Genomic DNA, 17,343 nt, shown 5'->3' on the forward strand with positions numbered 1-17,343 from the left:
TGCGGGGTCCCGGTAGGTTGCTCGGAGGACAAGTCTCGTCGCGGTGAATTGGACGGCTTAAACAGGAAATGGCGGCAAGAGTCAAGTTGGCAGGCGGGCCGGCGGATGGGCGTTTCCGGCCCGCACGCCAGCTTTCATGTTGCTTTATGCACTCTATGCGTGCACTTGGCCGCAGGGCTGCGGATCGGCCGTCCAGGGTCCGATTGGTGCAAAAACTGAAATATCGGCGCAATTCGAGACCTAAACACCGAAAATTGGGCATGAACCGGCTCAAACAGCCAGATGACAGCGGTCGAGAAAAATGGCAGATAGAAACGACGATTCAACTTTCAAGGAGATATCCATGGCATTTCGTGCCAAAAGCAGATTTTGCGCGGTCGTGGCCGCCGCCCTTCTCAGCACGGCAGGCATCGCGCAAGCCGCCTCCCAGTGTGGCAATAATTCTGCAGGATTTAAGGAGTGGATCCAGGATTACAAGCAGGTCGCCCAGGCCCAGGGACGCGGCAGCCGCGCCATACGCGCGCTGGACGGTCTCAGCTACGCAACGAAGACCATCAATGCAGACCGCAACCAGAAGAGCTTCAAATATTCGCTCGATCGCTTCATGCAGGTTCGCGGCGCCCAGACGATCATTTCGCGGGGACGCAAGTTCAAGGCACAGAACGCCGCGCTGTTTGACCGCCTGGAGCAGCGCTATGGTGTACCGGCAGGGCCGCTGATCGCGATCTGGGGCATGGAAACCGGTTTCGGCAGCTATATGGGCAACCAGAATACGCTCTCGGCCGTCGCCACCCTCGCTTATGATTGCCGCCGCAGCGATTATTTCCGCAACCAGCTCGATGCGGCCCTGCAGCTCGTCGACAATGGCACCCTGTCGCCAGACGCGCGCGGAGCGATGCACGGCGAAATCGGCCAGACCCAGTTCCTGCCGGTCAATGTGCTGCGCTACGGTGCCGATGGCGATGGCAATGGCCGCATAGACATGGTTCGCTCGAAGGCAGACGCCCTTGCGTCGACGGCCAACTTCCTCGTCGGCCATGGCTGGCGTCGCGGTGCCGGCTACCAGCCGGGCCAGGCCAATTTCGGCGCCATCCAGGGCTGGAACGCCGCCAGCGTCTACCAGCAGGCGATCGCGATCATGGGCGCGAAGATCGACGGCGAATAAGACCAGTGCGCCGGGTGCCGTCAGGCGCCCGGCCCGATATCGCCGAAGCGGCCATCGGGGCACGCTTCACCAGTTTGTTTCGCAGGCCGCTTCCGATCCCAGCGCTGCGCCACCGTCGGAGCGCGACCCATGCCGCATTCAATCGAGAGCCATGGCGAGAACGAAATCTTCGATCTCGCGCCGATTTCGCTCTGGCTGGAGGATTTCAGCGCGGTCCGCAAGCTTTTCGATACATGGCGCGCGGCGGGCGTCACCGACATCAAGGCCTATTTGCAGGCGGATGTGAATCGCATCCGCGAATGTTCGGCGCTGATCCGGGTCATCAGGGTCAACAAGAAGACGCTGTCGCTGTTCGAGGCCGATGATTTCGACCATCTGACTGCCAATCTCGCCACCATCTTCCGTGACGACATGCTGCATTCGCATGTGCAGGAATTGTCGGCGCTCTGGGAGGGCAAGACCGAATTCTCAAGCAGCACCGTCAATTACACGCTTTCCGGGCGCCGGCTGGATATCCAGCTGCGCGGCACTATCCTGCCGGGACATGAAGCGGGCTGGGACCGGGTGCTGCTGTCGATCGAGGATGTGACCGAACGGGAGGAGGCGCGCCGCCGCCTGGTGGACAGCCAGCTTTATGCCGAGGGTCTCTTCGAACATTCGCCTGTTTCGCTCTGGGTGGAAGATTTCAGCCGCATCAAGAAGATGCTGGACGAATTGCGGGAGCGCGGCATCACCGATTTCCGCGTATTCACCGATGTCCATCCGGAATTCGTCGGGCAATGCGCGCGTGAAATCCGCGTCATCGACATCAATCGGGAGACGATGCGGCTGTTCCTTGCGCCGGACAAGGTGACGGTGCTGCGCCGCCTGCCTGATATCCTGCGCGAGGAGGTCAACGCCCATTTCCGCGAGCAGCTGATCGAACTCTGGAACGGCAACCTGTTCCACCAGCGCGAAACGCTGAACTACGCCCTCGATGGAACGGAACGCCACGTGCTGCTGCAGTTCTCCATCCTGCCGGGGCGGGAAGAGGATTGGTCGCTGGTGCAGATATCGCTGACGGATATCACGGCCCGCAAGAAGGCCGAAGCCTATCTCGAATATCTCGGCAAGCACGACGTGCTGACCAAGCTGCACAACCGCGCCTTCTATGTCGACGAGCTGAACAGGCTGGAGCGGCGTGAATATTTCCCGGTCTCGATCCTCATCCTCGACCTGAACGGCCTGAAGACGATCAACGATCAATGGGGACACGGTGTCGGCGACGGCCTGCTGCGCCGGGTCGGCGAAGTGCTCGGCGAGGCAGTGAAACATCCCTCCTATGCGGCGCGCATAGGCGGGGACGAATTTGCCGTACTGCTGCCTGCGGTGGACGAGCTCGGCGCCACCAGCATGATCGACGAGATTCGCAGTCTCATCGAGATCAACAATCAGTTCTATTCGAACATACCGCTCAATGTCTCGATCGGCTGGGCCACCAGCGCCGCCGGCGAGAAGCTGGAGGCGGTGGTGAAGCGCGCCGACCTCATGATGTATGAGGACAAGCACCGGCACTATTCCAGCCTGGAGCGCCTCGAACGAACCTAGCTCCGTTCGGTCACGCCAAGGGCTTGAACAGGTCTGGCTGGCTTCTGGGCTGGCAGCGCAGATATTGGGGCGAAGCCTCGATCCTGCCGCCAAGCGCGGCGGCTGCGTGCCAGGGCCAGCGCGGATCATAGAGGACGGCGCGTGCAATGCCGACAGCATCGGCGTCACCGCCGGCGATGATCGACTCCGCATGTTCGGGCTCGTTGATCAGTCCGACGGCGATCGTCGTCATGCCCGTCTCCGCCTTGATCTTGCGGGCGAGCCCGACCTGGTAGCCCGGGCTGAGCGTCATCTTCTGCAATGGCGAAAGCCCGCCGCTGCTGACATGGATGGCGTCGCAGCCGCGCTGCTTCAGCGCATTGGCGAAGGCGACGCTCATATCGGCATCCCAACCGCCATCGACCCAGTCCGTCGCCGATATCCGGATCCAGACCGGCTTGTCGGGCGAGAAGGCCGCCCGGACCGCGTCGAACACCTCGAGCGGAAAGCGCATGCGATTTTCGAGGCTTCCGCCATATTCGTCCTCGCGCCGGTTGGAGAGCGGCGAAAGGAACTGGTGTAGCAGGTAGCCATGGGCGCCATGCACCTCAATGCCGTCGATCCCCAGCCGGTCCGCGCGCCGCGCCGCCTCGGCGAAGGCTTCGCGCACACGGGCGAGGCCTGCGGCGTCCAGCGCCTCCGGCGCGTCATATTCAGCCAGGAAAGGGATGGAAGAGGCGGATACCGTCTTCCATCCGCCCGGTTCGTCCGGCGCGATCTGCTTGCCGCCCTCCCAGGGCGCCTTGACCGAGGCCTTGCGGCCGGCATGTGCCAGCTGTAGCGCGATCGGCATCGAGGAGTACTTGCGGATCGACTGAACGACGCGCTCCAGCGCCTGCTCCGTCTCGTCGGAATAAAGGCCGAGGTCCGCCGGCGAAATGCGGCCTTCCGGCGAAACCGCCGTGGCTTCGGTGACCAGCAGGCCAGCGCCCGACTGGGCGAGATTGCCGAGATGCATCATGTGCCAATCGGTGGCGGCACCGTCCTCCGCCGAATATTGGCACATGGGAGCAATGACGATCCTGTTGGCAAGTTGCATTGTGCCGAGACTCATCGGCTGGAACAGTTGGCTCATGAAAATACCTCGGGATTGCCGTCAATGGGAAAGGAACTTCGCCAAGGATGGGGCGGCAATGCCGACGTTTCAAGTCACTGTTTTGTAATTCGGCCGGGCAATGGGCAAAAAAAGAGCCGGACTGAAAAGCCCGGCCTGAGTTTTGAAGGTCAAAAAACCTCCAGAGGGGAACAGCCGACGCGGCAAAATGGGAGGAGTACCGCGCCGGCTGATGTGGACATAGGGCCATTCAGCCGGCGCAACAATGACGAAAAATGCATAGCAGCTATGCAAGGAGGCTAAATTGCCATCAGTGGCGCCCAATCGCTGGGCGTCGTGCTCTATTCGGCAGCAGCGCCGGTTTCGCTTGGGTGAGGCCGGAGAAAATCGCCGGTCTCGGGATTCATCACCCACAATTCGCCTGTCGAAATGTCGAACCAGGCGCCGTGAAGCGTCAGCCTCCCCTTCTTTTCGAGAATATCGACGCAAGGAAACGTGCGAAGGTTCCTCAGGGAATAGCGGATGGAGATGCGCTCCAGCGCGGTCTGGCGCTCGAAAGGCGTCATCAGCTCATTGGCTGAGACGGCCTCCGCCGCCGGGGCGACGAGGCTCATCCATTTGCCGATGAAATCGCCCGGCGAAAGCGGCTGGCTATCCGGGTCCAGGGCGGCCTTGATGCCGCCGCAGCGTCCATGGCCTAGAACGACGATGTTCTTGACCTTGAGGCTCTGGACGGCGAATTCGAGCGCGGCGGACGTCGAGTGATACTCATCGTCGGGGGCGTAGGGCGGCACCAGATTGGCGACGTTGCGCACGACGAAGATTTCGCCTGGCGCAGTATCGAAGATGATTTCGGGCGCGGAGCGGGAGTCGCAGCAGGCGACGACCAATGTCTCGGGAGTCTGGCCCTGCTCTGCCAATTGTCGGTAACGCAAGGTTTCATTAGCATACCGATGCTCCATGAAGTTGCGATAACCGCGGAGAAGTTTCTCGGGAAGCAATGTCATGGCAAGTGGTCTATTCCTGATCCTGGCGAAATTCAATCCACTTCCGTATCGCGTGTCGGGGTCAGGCGCGAACGCCTTTGCTCGGATGCACGAGGCGGCGCATCTGCACCATGGCCATGGGCGAGGCGAGACTGGAGGCGTCGGCCTCGAGCATCAGCTCGTCCGCACCGCGTTTGGCCGAGCGGGCCATGATCTCGAACACGGCCGCTGTCGTGCGTTGCAGCACCTGTTCCAGATCGGAGCCGCCGAGCATCCGTGCGAGGAAAAGCGCCGATGTCAGGTCGCCAAGGCCGTTGCTCGGCCCTGAGACGAGACGATGTTCGGCGAGCAGCGCCAGGGTGTGGTTGACCAGGAGGTTGCCGGTGCCCCCGGCAATCATCGGATGGGCGGAGGTCACCAGCATCGTTGCGGGGCCGGCATGAAGCGCGGCCTGCATCACGGAGCGGTTGTCGGGCAGGTCCGCCCCGGCGAGCCAGGCAAGCTCGAACCGATTGGGCGTGGCCATGTCGGCCAGCGGCATCAGGTGATCGCGGATGGCCACGGCAGTGGCCTCGGGCACATAGAGGCCCTTTTCGTCGCCGATGACCGGATCGCAAAGATATTTCACCGCCGGGTTCCCGGCCTTTATGGTGCGGACCAGCCGGGCGACGGCGAGCGCCTGGTCGGAATTGCCGAGATATCCGGTGAGAATGCCGCCGATTTCGCCTATCCAGGGGGCGCGTTCGAGATCGGCGACGAGTTCGTCGAATTGCGCCGCATCGGGCACGATACGCCTGGCCGGACCATGGCCGGGGTGCCAGGGGAGAATGACCGTCGGCACGGCCCAGACCGGATGGCCGAGCGTCTCCAGCGCGAACACCGCGGCTCTGTTGCCGACGGAACCGCGCACGACATGGCTGGAAATGACGAGGATGGCATTGTTAGATCCATTGGCATTTCCAGTCGTCATTCTTTGCTCACAGAGGTTCGGTGTTCGAAGGGGCGGATCGCTTGCAGCCGGGGGGCGGTGGCGGAATCACCGGCGCGTCAAACATAGCCGAAGATCGAGGCCATCAGCCATACAAACATGGCGATGAGCACGAGCAGCCCGAGCAGCCGGCCGATGCGGGTGCCCCAGACCTCGATCGAATCCGCGGGGTCGGCATCCCGGGCAGAGAAATGTCCCCTGGTGCGGCTGGCAAGCGAGCGTCCGTCGGATGATGATTCCCTGGCGACGCGATCGAGTATCCGTGCTGCGTCGTTGTCGTTCTTGTCCTCGGCCATCGCTCTTCCCCTGCTACGCGAACAGCATAGCGCTTTGCCAGTTCCTTTTGGAGAAAAAACTGTTTAGATTTCCGGCAGTTCGTCCAAGCGCCAGTCGGCGATGACAAACCGGAGAGGGAACATGCAGCTTATGACCATATCTGTTGCGCCGCGGCGCATGCTCACAATACTTGCGCTCGTTCTGCTGGCACCTCTCGTGTCCGCCTGCGGCTTCAACACGATACCGACCAATGAAGAGCGCGCCAAGGCTGCCTGGAGCGAAGTCCTCAACCAGTATCAGCGCCGGGCCGACCTCATTCCCAACCTCGTGGAAACGGTAAAGGGCTATGCGGCGCAGGAAAAGGATGTGCTCACATCGGTCGTCGAGGCCCGCGCCAAGGCGACGCAGGTCCAGGTTTCCGCCGAGACATTGACCAATCCCGATGCTTTCAAGACCTTCCAGGAAAACCAGGCGCAGCTTACGGGCGCACTGTCGCGCTTGCTGGCGGTGGTCGAGAACTATCCGGACCTCAAATCCAACCAGAACTTCCTCGCGCTGCAATCGCAGCTGGAAGGCACCGAAAACCGCATCGCCGTCGCCCGGCGCGATTATATCGAGGCGGTCCGCGTCTATAATACGTCGCTCAAGACCATGCCGACGATGATCTGGAGCTGGATCTGGTTCACCGGCAACGAGCCTTACCAGACATTTACGATCGATGATGCGGCAACGCAGAATCCGCAGGTGAAGTTCTAAGCCCGGTAGCAGGCGGTGATCGCGCGTCCTTCCGTGCCGTCATGGGCGACGAGGCATTGGCTGTGGCCGATAGCCTCGATCGTCATGCTGTCGCTGCTGGTCGTCGCAGCTCTTGCGGCGGAGCTTCCGGCACTGACAGGACGCGTCGTCGACAGTGCGAATATCATCGACGCGGCGACGGAGCAGGCGATCACCCGCAAGCTTGAGGCGTTCGAGACGAAATCGTCGGATCAGGTCGTGGTCGTCACGGTGCCGGACCTCGCGGGCGAGGCGATCGAACCCTATTCCAACCGGCTCTACCGCAGCTGGGCGCTTGGACAGAAGCAGGAGAACAATGGCGTCCTGCTCGTGGTCGCCCCGAACGACCGCAAGGTGCGCATCGAGGTCGGCTATGGGCTCGAGGGCACGCTGACCGACCTCCTGTCGCGGCTGATCATCGAGAATGCGATCATTCCGGGTTTCCGGTCCGGTGACTATTCAGGCGGCATCGCCAAGGGTGTCGATGACATATTGACGGTCCTCTCCGGCGATACCGCAGAATTGGAAGCTCGGGCGAAACGCAATGTGAAGGAGCCGGAATCCGATATTGACTGGTTCATGGTGGCGTTCATCACCATCTGGGCCACCATATTCTTCGGTGGCTTCGCCATGGCCATTCTCGCCCCCATCTTCGGCCGCAAGATCGGCCCGGGCCGCTATCGCTGGCTGGGCATGAACATCGACACACGTCCATCGAGCAGCGGGCGCGGCGGCGGATGGAGCTCCGGCGGTGGCGGCTGGTCCGGCGGCGGTGGCTGGTCGGGTGGCGGCGGCGGTGGGTTTTCGGGCGGCGGCGGTTCGTCCGGTGGCGGCGGCGCTTCGGGGAGCTGGTAGACCATGAAACTGATGACCGATGACGACCACCAACGCATAGCCGAAGCGATACGCGCCGCGGAGATCCGTACGAGCGGCGAAATCTATGCGGTCGTGGCGCGCCGCAGCGACAGCTATTTCTACGTCGCCGGTTTCACGCTGGCGATATGCGTCCTGCTCGCCTCCGCGATCGTGGCCATCGCCGCGCACTGGTACTGGACCCACATCACCCTGCCGACATTCGGCCTCGCTATCCTGGCTGCCTTCGTTTCCTGCATGCTGGTGCTCTGGCTCCTGCCGGGCGTTTCGCTTTGGCTCGTTCCCCGGCGCATCCGCTACAAGCGCGCGCATCTCAATGCCGTCCAGCAATTCCTGGCGCGGAACGTGCACCTGACCAGCGAGCGCACCGGCATCCTGCTGTTCGTCTCGCTGGCCGAGCGCTATGCGGAAGTCATCGCCGATGCCGGCATTCACGCCAAGGTCGAGCAGGACGAGTGGAATTCCATCGTCTCGGTGCTTGTCGGACACGCGCGGCGCGACAGTCTGGCCGAGGGGTTCCTCATCGCGATCGAAAAGGCCGGCATCCTGCTGGAGAAACATTTCCCCGCGGGCCCCGATACGGCCAATGAACTGGACGATCATCTGGTCGAATTATAATTTTGTTGCGTGTCACACGATTTTCACTCCATTGCGACAGTTTGGGGTCGAAAATGCTTCTCGAAGCGCTATGATCGCCTGAAATCAGGGGATCGGAGGGGATATTTTATGGTTTCCAGCAAGAATTCCGGCACAAAAGCAACAAAACAGGCAAAAGCCGGGATTGTTCAAAACAAGGTGGGACTGTTTTACGAACTGCTCTTTGCCCGCGCCCCCGAAGAAGATCTCGCCGTCTATGACGCCGATGCGCTGAAAGCCTCGGCCAAGCTCGCCGAAGAGGCACTCAGCAGGTTTGAGCCCGGCAAGTCGGTCATCGAATTTTCCGGGCCGGGCACCATCTCCCGTGACGGCAGGCCCGTGACCGTGGTGACGCTGATCAATGACAACATGCCGTTCCTGCTGGATTCGGTTCTTGGCGAAATCAGCGAGCGCGTCAGCTCGGTCTATCTCGTCCTGCATCCCGTCATGGAGATCGACCGCAAGAGCCGCAAGCTCATCGGCGGCGCCGGGCCGGAAGACCCGGGCGAGAACGTCATGCGCGTCAGCGTCATGCAGATTCATGTGCCGGCCGTGGATGCGCCGGTGCGCGAGATCATTACCGCCGCGCTGACGACGTTGCTGAAGCATGTGCGCGAAGCGGTGAGCGACCGCAAGGCCATGGTGGCGCGGCTCGACGATGCGATTGCCGCATATCGCAATGACAGGACCCCGTTCAAGAAGGGCGTGGCCGAGGAAGCCGCTGCCTTCCTCGAATGGCTGCGCAACAATAATTTCACCTTTCTCGGCGTGCGCGAATACGACTATCTCGGCGATGAGAGCACCGGGGAACTGGAGCGTTCCAGCAAGCCCGGTCTCGGCATTCTCGGCGATCCCGACGTTCGCGTGCTCAAGCGCGGCAATCAGGGCGTGACGACCACGCCGCAGATCATAGCCTTTCTCACCGGTCCCGAGCCGCTGATCGTTACCAAGGCCAATACCAAGTCGCTGGTGCACCGGCGCGGCTACATGGATTATATCGGCGTGAAGACCTTCGACCAGAACGGCAGGATCGCCGGCGAACTGCGTTTCGTCGGGCTCTTCACCTCCGGCGCCTATACGAGTTCGGTGCTGAAGATTCCCTATCTTCGCTCCAAGACCGAAAGCGTCATTGCCCGGCTCGGCTTCAACCGGGAGGATCATTCCGGCAAGGCGCTGATCAAGGTGCTCGAAGGCTATCCCCGCGACGACCTGTTCCAGATCGACGTGAAGACCCTTACCCGCAATGCCGAGACCATCCTCGCGCTGGGCGAGCGGCCGCGCGTGCGTGTCCTGCCGCGGATCGATCCCTTCGGACGCTTCGCCTCGATCATCGTGTTCGTGCCGCGCGAACGCTATGATTCCGTCGTGCGCGAGAAGATCGGCTCCTATTTCGCCTCAGTCTATGATGGCCACGTATCGGCCTATTACCCGGCCTTTCCGGAAGGCACGCTGACACGCGTCCACTTCATCATCGGCCATGCGGATAGTGACTTTCCCAAGGTCAAGCGCGAGGTGCTGGAAGAAAATGTCCGCGCCATCGTCCGGACCTGGGAAGATGCCGTCGCCGAGGTCGGCGATCGCGCCGGAACGCCGGAATTCACACCACTGGCCGCGGCCTTTCCGGATTCCTACCGCGAGAATTTCTCGCCCGAAGACGCATTGCTCGATGCAAGCCGCATTGCCGGCCTGACCCGCAACAATCCGCTTTTCGTCGATTTCTACCGGCACCATTCGGATGGACCGAACGCTGCTTCGCTCAAGATCTATCATTATGGCGGTGCGGTCGCGCTGTCGCAGCGGGTCCCGCTGCTCGAACATATGGGCTTCCGGGTCATCAGCGAGCAGACTTTCGCGCTGCCGGCCGCCGATGGCAGCCCGCTTTTCGTGCACGACATGGAGCTTGTCAGTGCGTCGGGCGCAGCCATCGATCTTGCCGACAATGGCGATCTTTTCGAGGATGTGTTCCGCAACATCTGGGGCGGGACATCGGATAATGACGCCTATAACGGCCTGGCGCTGGCGGGCAAGCTCACCGCCCGCCAGATCATCATCCTGCGCGCCTACGGGCGCTACCTGCAGCAGGCAGGCATCCCCTATTCGCAGGATTTCATCGCCGGTACGCTCAACCGTTATCCGCAGATCGCCCGCCAGATCTATGATCTGTTCGAACTGAAGCTGGCGCCGGGCAAGGCCGGCGCCTCGACTGCCAAGCGACGCCAGGCGGATATGCGCGCGCAGATAGAGCAGGCCCTCCAGACCGTGCCCAGCCTGGATGACGACCGGATATTGCGGCGTTTCCTCAATCTCATCGATGCGACGCTGCGCACCAATGCCTTCGCACCGGAAGAAGACGGTTCGGAGCGGCTATCCCTTGCCTTCAAGCTCGACCCCGGCGCGATCGATGAATTGCCGGCGCCGCGGCCCTATCGCGAGATATTCGTCTATGGCCCCGAGGTGGAAGGCGTGCATCTGCGCTTCGGCCCCGTGGCTCGCGGCGGGCTGCGCTGGTCCGACCGCGCCCAGGACTACCGCACGGAAGTGCTTGGGCTGGTGAAGGCGCAGCAGGTGAAGAACGCGGTGATCGTCCCGGTCGGGGCGAAAGGCGGGTTCTATCCGAAACAACTGCCGGTCGGAGGCGACCGCTCGGCCGTATTCGAGGCGGGAAGGGCTGCCTATATCACGTTCATCGCCACACTCCTGTCCGTCACCGACAATCTGCAGGGCGAAACCGTGGTCCCGCCGGACAATATCGTTCGGCTCGATGGCGACGACCCCTATTTCGTCGTGGCGGCAGACAAGGGCACCGCGACGTTCTCGGACACGGCGAACGCGATCAGCCAGGCGCATGATTTCTGGCTGGACGATGCTTTCGCTTCCGGTGGATCGGCGGGCTACGACCACAAGAAGATGGGCATCACCGCGCGCGGCGCCTGGGAGGCGGTGAAACGCCATTTCCGCGAGCTCGGGCGCGACATCCAGACCACGCCGTTCACCGCGGTGGGCGTCGGCGACATGTCCGGCGACGTCTTCGGCAATGGCATGCTGCTCTCGCCGCAGACGCGGCTGATCGCGGCGTTCGACCATCGCGATATCTTCATCGATCCGGAGCCGAACATCAAAGCCACGCTGAAGGAACGCCAGCGGCTGTTCAACCTGCCGCGTTCGAGCTGGCAGGATTTCGACAAGTCGAAAATATCGGCCGGCGGCGGCGTGTTTTCCCGGGCGCAGAAATCGATCACCCTGTCGCGGGAGGCTGCCAAGGCCATCGGCCTCGGCAAGACGACGGCGACGCCGCTGGAGATCATGACGGCCATTCTCAAGGCTCCCGTCGATCTGCTCTGGTTCGGCGGCATCGGCACCTATGTCCGGTCCTCGCTGGAAAACGATGCGGAAGTCGGCGACCGCGCCAATGACGCCATCCGTATCGCCGGCGCCGATATCGGCGCGAAGGTCGTGGGCGAGGGCGCCAATCTCGGCATGACGCAGAAGGCGCGCATCGAGTTCAACCTGCTCGGCGGGCGCTGCAATTCCGACGCCATCGACAATTCCGCCGGCGTCAATACCTCGGACGTCGAGGTCAATATCAAGATCGCCCTGGCCCAGGCCATGCGGTCCGGCAAACTGAAGCGCGATCGCCGCAACGCCATCCTCGAGGCGATGACCGAAGAGGTGGCAGGCCTCGTGCTTCGCAACAATTACCTGCAGACGCTGGCTCTGTCGCTCGCCCAGCGGCGCGGGCTTGCCGACCTTGCCTACCAGGCGCGCTTCATCAGCGATCTCGAGGCGCGCAAGCTCCTGAACCGCAAGGTCGAAACGCTGCCCGACGACAAGGCACTGGCGGAGCGCCAGATCGAGGGTATCCCGCTCACGCGTGCCGAGCTCGGCGTGCTGCTGGCCTATGCCAAGATCGTGCTGTCGGACCAGCTGCTGGCCAGCGACGTGCCGGACGATCCCTATCTCGAACGCGAATTGATGGACTATTTCCCGAAGCAGATGAAGGAACAGTTCGGCGACGAGCTGCGCACGCATCGGCTGCGCCGGGAGATCATCGCGACGCAGCTCGCCAATGATGTCATCAATCGCGGCGGGCCGACCTTTGTCAGCCGCCTTTCCGATCTGACCGGCCAGTCGGGCCCCGAGATCGTCCGGGCCTATCTGATCGTCCGCGACGGTTACGAGGTCGACAAGCTCTTCGCAGCCATCGATGCGCTCGACAATGTGATGCCGGGCGATGTCCAGAACGGCCTCTACGAGAACGTGGCGCGGATGCTGAACTGGACGACCGCCTGGGTCCTGCGCAATCGTCGTGCCGCATCCATCGGCGATGCCGTCGAGGAAATCCGTGGCGCGCGCAAGGCCCTGCAGCCGCGGCTCGACAAGCTTCTGCCCGCCTCGGCGCTGGCTGCCATCCGCGAGGATACGCTCGGCAACGAAGCGCTCGGTACGCCGCAGGCACTGGCGGCGCAGATGGCAAGGCTCGAAATCGCGCCGATCATTCCGGATATCGCCGCCGTTGCGCAGCAGGCCAATGTCGACATCGGCAATGCGGCCAAGGCCTATTTCGACGTCTCGGAAGCCTTCCGCATCGGCCGCATCGAGGATGCCGCGCGGAATGTCTCCGTCGCCGATTATTATGACGGGCTGGCATTGGCGCGGGCCACCGATCTCATCAGCCAGGCGCGACGGGCGATAGCCGTCGCCGCGCTGACCCAGTTCGGGAAGAATGCCACGCCAGCCGCCGAGTGGCTGGCAAGCCGTGGCGCGCGTATCGACGAAGTGCGCCAGCGCATGGCCAGTATCGTGGAGGCCGGCGACCTGACGGTATCGCGGCTTGCGGTCGCCGCCGGGCTTCTGTCGGACCTGTCGTAACGGCTTGGCAGTCGTAACGGCTTGGCCATCGCCGCTGGTGCCAGGCACGAGCGGCGATCTGCCGGAGGGGCTAGTCTAGTGCCGGAAATGCCGCATGCCGGTGAAGACCATGGCGATATCATGCTCGTCGGCGGCAGCGATCACCTCATCGTCGCGCATCGATCCGCCGGGCTGGATCACCGCCGTCGCACCCGCGGCCACGGCTGAAAGCAGGCCGTCGGCGAAGGGGAAGAAGGCGTCGGAAGCGACCACCGAACCCTTGGTCAAAGGCTGCGCATTTCCGGCGGCTTCCGCCGCATCCTCGGCCTTGCGCGCCGCTATGCGGGCGCTGTCCACCCGGCTCATCTGGCCGGCGCCGATGCCGACGGCCGCGCCGTCCTTCACATAGACGATGGCGTTCGACTTCACATGTTTGGCGATGCGGAAAGCGAGCTTCAGATCCGCCATTTCAGCATCGGTCGGCGCGCGCCTGGTAACGACCTTGAGGTCGAGATCGTCGACCACGCCGCTATCGCGCGACTGCACGAGGATGCCGCCGGCAACCGTCTTGGCGCTGATCCCGCCCGCCCGCGGATCGGGCAGGCCGCCGGTCACCAGGAGGCGAAGGTTCTTCTTGGCCGCGACGATGGCCTGGGCTTCGGGCGTGGCATCCGGTGCGATGATGACCTCGGTGAAGATCTTGACGATCTCCTCGGCAGCCTCGGCATCCAGCGTGCGGTTCAAGGCGACGATGCCGCCAAAAGCCGAGACGGGGTCGCAGGCGAGCGCCTTGAGATAGGCCTGCCTCAGGTCCGAAGCCTCGGCCACGCCGCAGGGATTGGCATGTTTGATGATGGCGACCGCTGCGGTTCGTGCCGGATCGAATTCCGCGACGAGCTCGAAAGCCGCATCGGTATCGTTGATATTGTTGTAGGAAAGCTGCTTGCCCTGGAGCTGTTTCGCGGTGGCAACGCCCGGACGCTTCTCCCCGGTGAGGTAGAAGCCGGCCGACTGGTGCGGGTTCTCGCCATAGCGCATCACCGAATGAAGATGGCCGCCAAGTGCGCGGCGCGAGGGCGTTTCGGTCATGAGCGCCTCGGCGAACCAGCCGGAGATGGCGGCATCATAGGTCGCGGTGCGGGCATAGGCCTTGGCCGCGAGATGCTGGCGGAAGGAATAGGGCAGCGAGCCCTCATGCTTGTCCAGCATGGCGATGACCATGTCGTAATCGCCAGCCTCGGTGACGACGCCGACATAGGCATGGTTCTTGGCGGCAGCACGGATCATCGCCGGGCCGCCAATGTCGATGTTCTCGACGATATTGGCGTAATCGGCGCCCGAATGGCGGACTTCCTCGAAGGGGTAGAGATTGATGACGACGAGATCGATGCCGCCGATGCCATGCGTCGCCATGGCCTGCTGATGTTCGGGATCGTCGCGAACGGCCAGAAGGCCGCCATGGACCTTCGGATGCAGCGTCTTGACGCGCCCGTCCATGATCTCGGGAAAGTCGGTAATATCCGAGACGTCGATGACCGGGATGCCTTCGGCGGCGATGGCCTTCGACGTGCCGCCGGTCGAGAGGATTTCCACATCATGGCGGTGAAGTGCATGGGCGAGCGCGATGAGGCCGGTCTTGTCGGAAACGGAAAGAAGCGCCCGCTTTACTGGAAACAGGTCGGGAGCTGGAATTGATTTCGCGGCGACGGCCATGGATTCGTCCTCGGTTCATGCGGATTGGGGAAGGATGTGCAGCCGGTTAGCACAGGCGGCCGCGGAATCCTACCCTTTTGCTTCAGGTGCGTTTCTCGGTGAGGAAGATGCCGAGCAGGACGATGCCCATGGCTGCGCCCGCAAGCGCCGTGGTCCACCATCCGCCGTAGAAATAGGTGGCGGCAGCGATGGCAGAGCCGGTCGAGCCCAGCAGGAACACGATCGTCATGTAGACGGCATTGAGGCGGCCGCGGGCCTCGTCATTGAGCGAGAAGACGATGCGCTGGCTCAGGATCTGGTTCGTCTGCACCGCACTGTCGATGAAAATGGCCGCGAGCACCAGCGCGGCGATGGAAATCGCGGTGCCGGCCCAGCCAGCAATGACGAACCATATGGTCAGGGTCAGCATGGCGATCGCCGTTGCCTGGCGCGTATAGCCGCGATCGGCGAGCCGGCCGGCAATGGGCGCCGCCAGTGCGCCGGCGGCCCCGGCGAGGGCGAACAGGGCAATCTGGCGCTGGCCGTAGCCGAATTTCTCGGCCAGCAATAGCGGGATGCCGGTCCAGAACAGGTTGAAGCTGGCAAAGAACATTCCCTGATAGAGCGCGCGGCGGCGCAAGGCGGGCAAGGTCACCAGAAGGTGCAGCATGGACCGCAGGATCGCGCCGTAGCTCGCGGCGCCGGTGGGCCGGCGCTTTGGCAGCGCGGCCCGCAGCAGGATCATCACTCCGAGCATCGCGGCGGCGGAGATCCAGAATATGGCGCGCCAGCCGAGCGCGGAGGCGATGAAATTGGCGATCGGCCGCGCCAGCATGATGCCCGTCAGCAGGCCGGCCATGACATTGCCGATGGCCCTGCCGCGACTGGCCGCCGGTGCGAGATGGGCGGCAAAGGGGACGAGGACCTGGGCACCGCAGGCGAAGAAACCGATGAGGAAGGAGCACAGCAGGAAACTCGTCGCCGATTGCGAAAACGCGGCGCCGAGCAGGCCTGCGGCGGTTCCAAGCAGCGTTATCAGCACGAGGCGGCGATTCTCGACGAGATCGGCGAGCGAAACCAGGAACAGGAGCCCCGCGCCATAGCCGAGCTGCGTCACCGTCACGATGAAGCCGGCCATGCCGCCATGCAGGTCGAGATCGGAACTGATGAGGCCGATCAGCGCCTGCGCATAATAGATGTTGCCGACCATCGCGCCGCAGGCGAAAGCGAAGAGGAAGGTCAGTGCCGGCGAGAGGCCGGCAGCTTCCGGCAGCGGTTCAGCAGCCGTGACGGCGGGAGAGGACGTCTTTGATGAATAGGCCATTATATCTCACTTGTTATCCTCCCTTGTTGCATCACACTAGCTGTTCAGATGCGGCGCGATCAATGAAAGGTCGGCCTCGGACAGCCGGTCCGACGCCGTCATGGCCTGGTGCCAGTAGGGGTAGATCAGCGGCAATTGGCTGACGTGGTCGAGATCGGCCCGTTCCTCCGGCGTCAGGATCACCTCGGCAGCCTTGAGATTGTCGGCGAGCTGGGCATCGGTGCGGGCGCCGACGATGACCGAGGTCACGCCGCGCCGGCCGATCAGCCAGGCGAGGGCGATCTGCGCCGCCGAGACGCCGCGATCCGCCGCGATGCGGACGAGCACGTCGACAATGTCGTAGAGGCGGTTCTCGTCGCGGATCGGCGGCTCTCCCCAATTGGCCAATTGCCGCGTGCCCTCCGGCGCCGCCTGGTCGCGGCGGTATTTGCCGGACAGCAGCCCGCCCGCGAGCGGGCTCCAGACGAGAACGCCAAGCTTCTGGTCGAGCGTCGCCGGGATGAGTTCATATTCCGCGTCGCGCGCCTCGAGGCTGTAATGGATCTGCTGGCTTACCGGCGCGATGAACTTTTCCATTGCCGCGACGCCCATCGCCTTCATCAGGTGCCAGGCGGAGAAATTGGAGACGCCGGCATAGCGCACCTTGCCGTCCCTGACGAGGCGATCGACGGCTTCCAGCGTCTCGTCCAGCGGTGTCAGGCCATCCCATTGATGCAATTGATACAGGTCGACATGGTCGGTGCCGAGCCGCTTCAGGCTGGCCTCGGCGGCGCGTATCAGATGATAGCGCGACAGACCGGCATCGTTCGGCGCGTCGCCCATGCGAAAGCGCGCCTTGGTGGCGAGGATGACGGCATCCCGCTTGCCCTTCAGCGCCTGTCCGAGGATCTCCTCGGATGCACCATTGGAATAGACGTCGGCGGTGTCGAAAAGATTGATGCCGGCGTCGAGCGCCATGCCGACCTGACGCCGGGCGCCTTCGAGATTGGTGTCGCCGGTCTTCACGAATTTACCCTTGCCGCCGAAGGTCATGGTGCCGAGGCTCAAGGTGGAGACCATGAGGCCGGAACGGCCAAGTTGACGATATTCCATGAACCGGAA

General features: G+C 63.0%; 13 protein-coding genes. 6 read left to right on the top strand and 7 right to left on the bottom strand.

Going from position 1 to position 17,343, the window contains the following annotated elements; genetic code table 11:
• Positions 1–343: 343 nt before the first annotated feature.
• On the top strand, positions 344–1,165 hold the full coding sequence (locus M8997_RS09640) for a lytic transglycosylase domain-containing protein (protein ID WP_250016737.1): 822 nt from the start codon (positions 344–346) through the stop codon (positions 1,163–1,165).
• Positions 1,166–1,294: 129 nt separating this feature from the next.
• Positions 1,295–2,752, top strand: a complete 1,458-nt coding sequence (locus M8997_RS09645; protein WP_250016739.1) for a sensor domain-containing diguanylate cyclase — start codon at positions 1,295–1,297, stop codon at positions 2,750–2,752.
• A gap of 10 nt (positions 2,753–2,762) precedes the next feature.
• Here M8997_RS09645 and M8997_RS09650 read toward each other — a convergent pair whose 3' ends face one another.
• From M8997_RS09650 to M8997_RS09665, 4 genes are all read right to left on the bottom strand, one after another.
• Complete coding sequence (locus tag M8997_RS09650) at positions 2,763–3,866, bottom strand: NADH:flavin oxidoreductase/NADH oxidase (protein ID WP_250016741.1); 1,104 nt, start codon at positions 3,864–3,866, stop codon at positions 2,763–2,765.
• A gap of 320 nt (positions 3,867–4,186) precedes the next feature.
• Entirely contained in the window at positions 4,187–4,852 is a 666-nt protein-coding gene (locus tag M8997_RS09655) for a carbonic anhydrase (RefSeq protein WP_250016743.1), read from the bottom strand.
• Between the two features lie 61 nt (positions 4,853–4,913).
• Positions 4,914–5,801 carry a pyridoxal kinase PdxY gene (pdxY, locus tag M8997_RS09660; RefSeq protein ID WP_250016745.1) on the bottom strand — a complete coding sequence of 296 codons (888 nt, stop codon included), beginning with the start codon at positions 5,799–5,801 and terminating at the stop codon, positions 4,914–4,916.
• Between the two features lie 77 nt (positions 5,802–5,878).
• The gene (locus tag M8997_RS09665) at positions 5,879–6,115 is read right to left on the bottom strand and encodes a hypothetical protein (RefSeq protein WP_250016748.1); all 237 of its coding nucleotides are present in this window, start codon (positions 6,113–6,115) and stop codon (positions 5,879–5,881) included.
• Between the two features lie 121 nt (positions 6,116–6,236).
• Here M8997_RS09665 and M8997_RS09670 point away from each other — a divergent pair, with 121 nt between their 5' ends.
• From M8997_RS09670 to M8997_RS09685, 4 genes are all read left to right on the top strand, one after another.
• Complete coding sequence (locus tag M8997_RS09670; protein ID WP_250016750.1) at positions 6,237–6,851, top strand: LemA family protein; 615 nt, start codon at positions 6,237–6,239, stop codon at positions 6,849–6,851.
• Positions 6,852–6,935: 84 nt separating this feature from the next.
• Entirely contained in the window at positions 6,936–7,724 is a 789-nt protein-coding gene (locus M8997_RS09675) for a YgcG family protein (protein ID WP_250017207.1), read from the top strand.
• A gap of 3 nt (positions 7,725–7,727) precedes the next feature.
• Positions 7,728–8,360: a TPM domain-containing protein gene (locus tag M8997_RS09680; protein WP_250016752.1), complete on the top strand. Its 633-nt coding sequence runs from the start codon at positions 7,728–7,730 to the stop codon at positions 8,358–8,360.
• A gap of 108 nt (positions 8,361–8,468) precedes the next feature.
• Positions 8,469–13,247 (top strand): NAD-glutamate dehydrogenase, encoded by a 4,779-nt coding sequence (locus M8997_RS09685; RefSeq protein ID WP_250016754.1) that lies wholly within the window; start codon positions 8,469–8,471, stop codon positions 13,245–13,247.
• Positions 13,248–13,322: 75 nt separating this feature from the next.
• Here M8997_RS09685 and purH read toward each other — a convergent pair whose 3' ends face one another.
• The 3 genes from purH to M8997_RS09700 form a co-directional block, all read right to left on the bottom strand.
• Complete coding sequence (gene purH / locus M8997_RS09690; protein ID WP_250016756.1) at positions 13,323–14,939, bottom strand: bifunctional phosphoribosylaminoimidazolecarboxamide formyltransferase/IMP cyclohydrolase; 1,617 nt, start codon at positions 14,937–14,939, stop codon at positions 13,323–13,325.
• An 82-nt stretch (positions 14,940–15,021) separates the two neighbouring features.
• Positions 15,022–16,242 (bottom strand): MFS transporter, encoded by a 1,221-nt coding sequence (locus M8997_RS09695; RefSeq protein WP_250016758.1) that lies wholly within the window; start codon positions 16,240–16,242, stop codon positions 15,022–15,024.
• Between the two features lie 36 nt (positions 16,243–16,278).
• The gene (locus tag M8997_RS09700; protein ID WP_250016760.1) at positions 16,279–17,334 is read right to left on the bottom strand and encodes an aldo/keto reductase; all 1,056 of its coding nucleotides are present in this window, start codon (positions 17,332–17,334) and stop codon (positions 16,279–16,281) included.
• Positions 17,335–17,343: the final 9 nt, after the last annotated feature.

Origin of the sequence: Phyllobacterium sp. 21LDTY02-6, from assembly GCF_023554255.2 — a bacterium.
Classification (GTDB): Bacteria; Pseudomonadota; Alphaproteobacteria; order Rhizobiales; family Rhizobiaceae; genus Phyllobacterium.

What these genes read in the sequence shown, in the direction of transcription:
- M8997_RS09640 (WP_250016737.1), top strand. Translation starts at nt 344, where the DNA reads ATGGCATTTCGTGCCAAAAGCAGATTTTGCGCGGTCGTGGCCGCCGCC.
- M8997_RS09645 (WP_250016739.1), top strand. Translation starts at nt 1,295, where the DNA reads ATGCCGCATTCAATCGAGAGCCATGGCGAGAACGAAATCTTCGATCTC.
- M8997_RS09650 (WP_250016741.1), bottom strand. Translation starts at nt 3,866, where the DNA reads ATGAGCCAACTGTTCCAGCCGATGAGTCTCGGCACAATGCAACTTGCC.
- M8997_RS09655 (WP_250016743.1), bottom strand. Translation starts at nt 4,852, where the DNA reads ATGACATTGCTTCCCGAGAAACTTCTCCGCGGTTATCGCAACTTCATG.
- pdxY (WP_250016745.1), bottom strand. Translation starts at nt 5,801, where the DNA reads ATGACGACTGGAAATGCCAATGGATCTAACAATGCCATCCTCGTCATT.
- M8997_RS09665 (WP_250016748.1), bottom strand. Translation starts at nt 6,115, where the DNA reads ATGGCCGAGGACAAGAACGACAACGACGCAGCACGGATACTCGATCGC.
- M8997_RS09670 (WP_250016750.1), top strand. Translation starts at nt 6,237, where the DNA reads ATGCAGCTTATGACCATATCTGTTGCGCCGCGGCGCATGCTCACAATA.
- M8997_RS09675 (WP_250017207.1), top strand. Translation starts at nt 6,936, where the DNA reads ATGCTGTCGCTGCTGGTCGTCGCAGCTCTTGCGGCGGAGCTTCCGGCA.
- M8997_RS09680 (WP_250016752.1), top strand. Translation starts at nt 7,728, where the DNA reads ATGAAACTGATGACCGATGACGACCACCAACGCATAGCCGAAGCGATA.
- M8997_RS09685 (WP_250016754.1), top strand. Translation starts at nt 8,469, where the DNA reads ATGGTTTCCAGCAAGAATTCCGGCACAAAAGCAACAAAACAGGCAAAA.
- purH (WP_250016756.1), bottom strand. Translation starts at nt 14,939, where the DNA reads ATGGCCGTCGCCGCGAAATCAATTCCAGCTCCCGACCTGTTTCCAGTA.
- M8997_RS09695 (WP_250016758.1), bottom strand. Translation starts at nt 16,242, where the DNA reads ATGGCCTATTCATCAAAGACGTCCTCTCCCGCCGTCACGGCTGCTGAA.
- M8997_RS09700 (WP_250016760.1), bottom strand. Translation starts at nt 17,334, where the DNA reads ATGGAATATCGTCAACTTGGCCGTTCCGGCCTCATGGTCTCCACCTTG.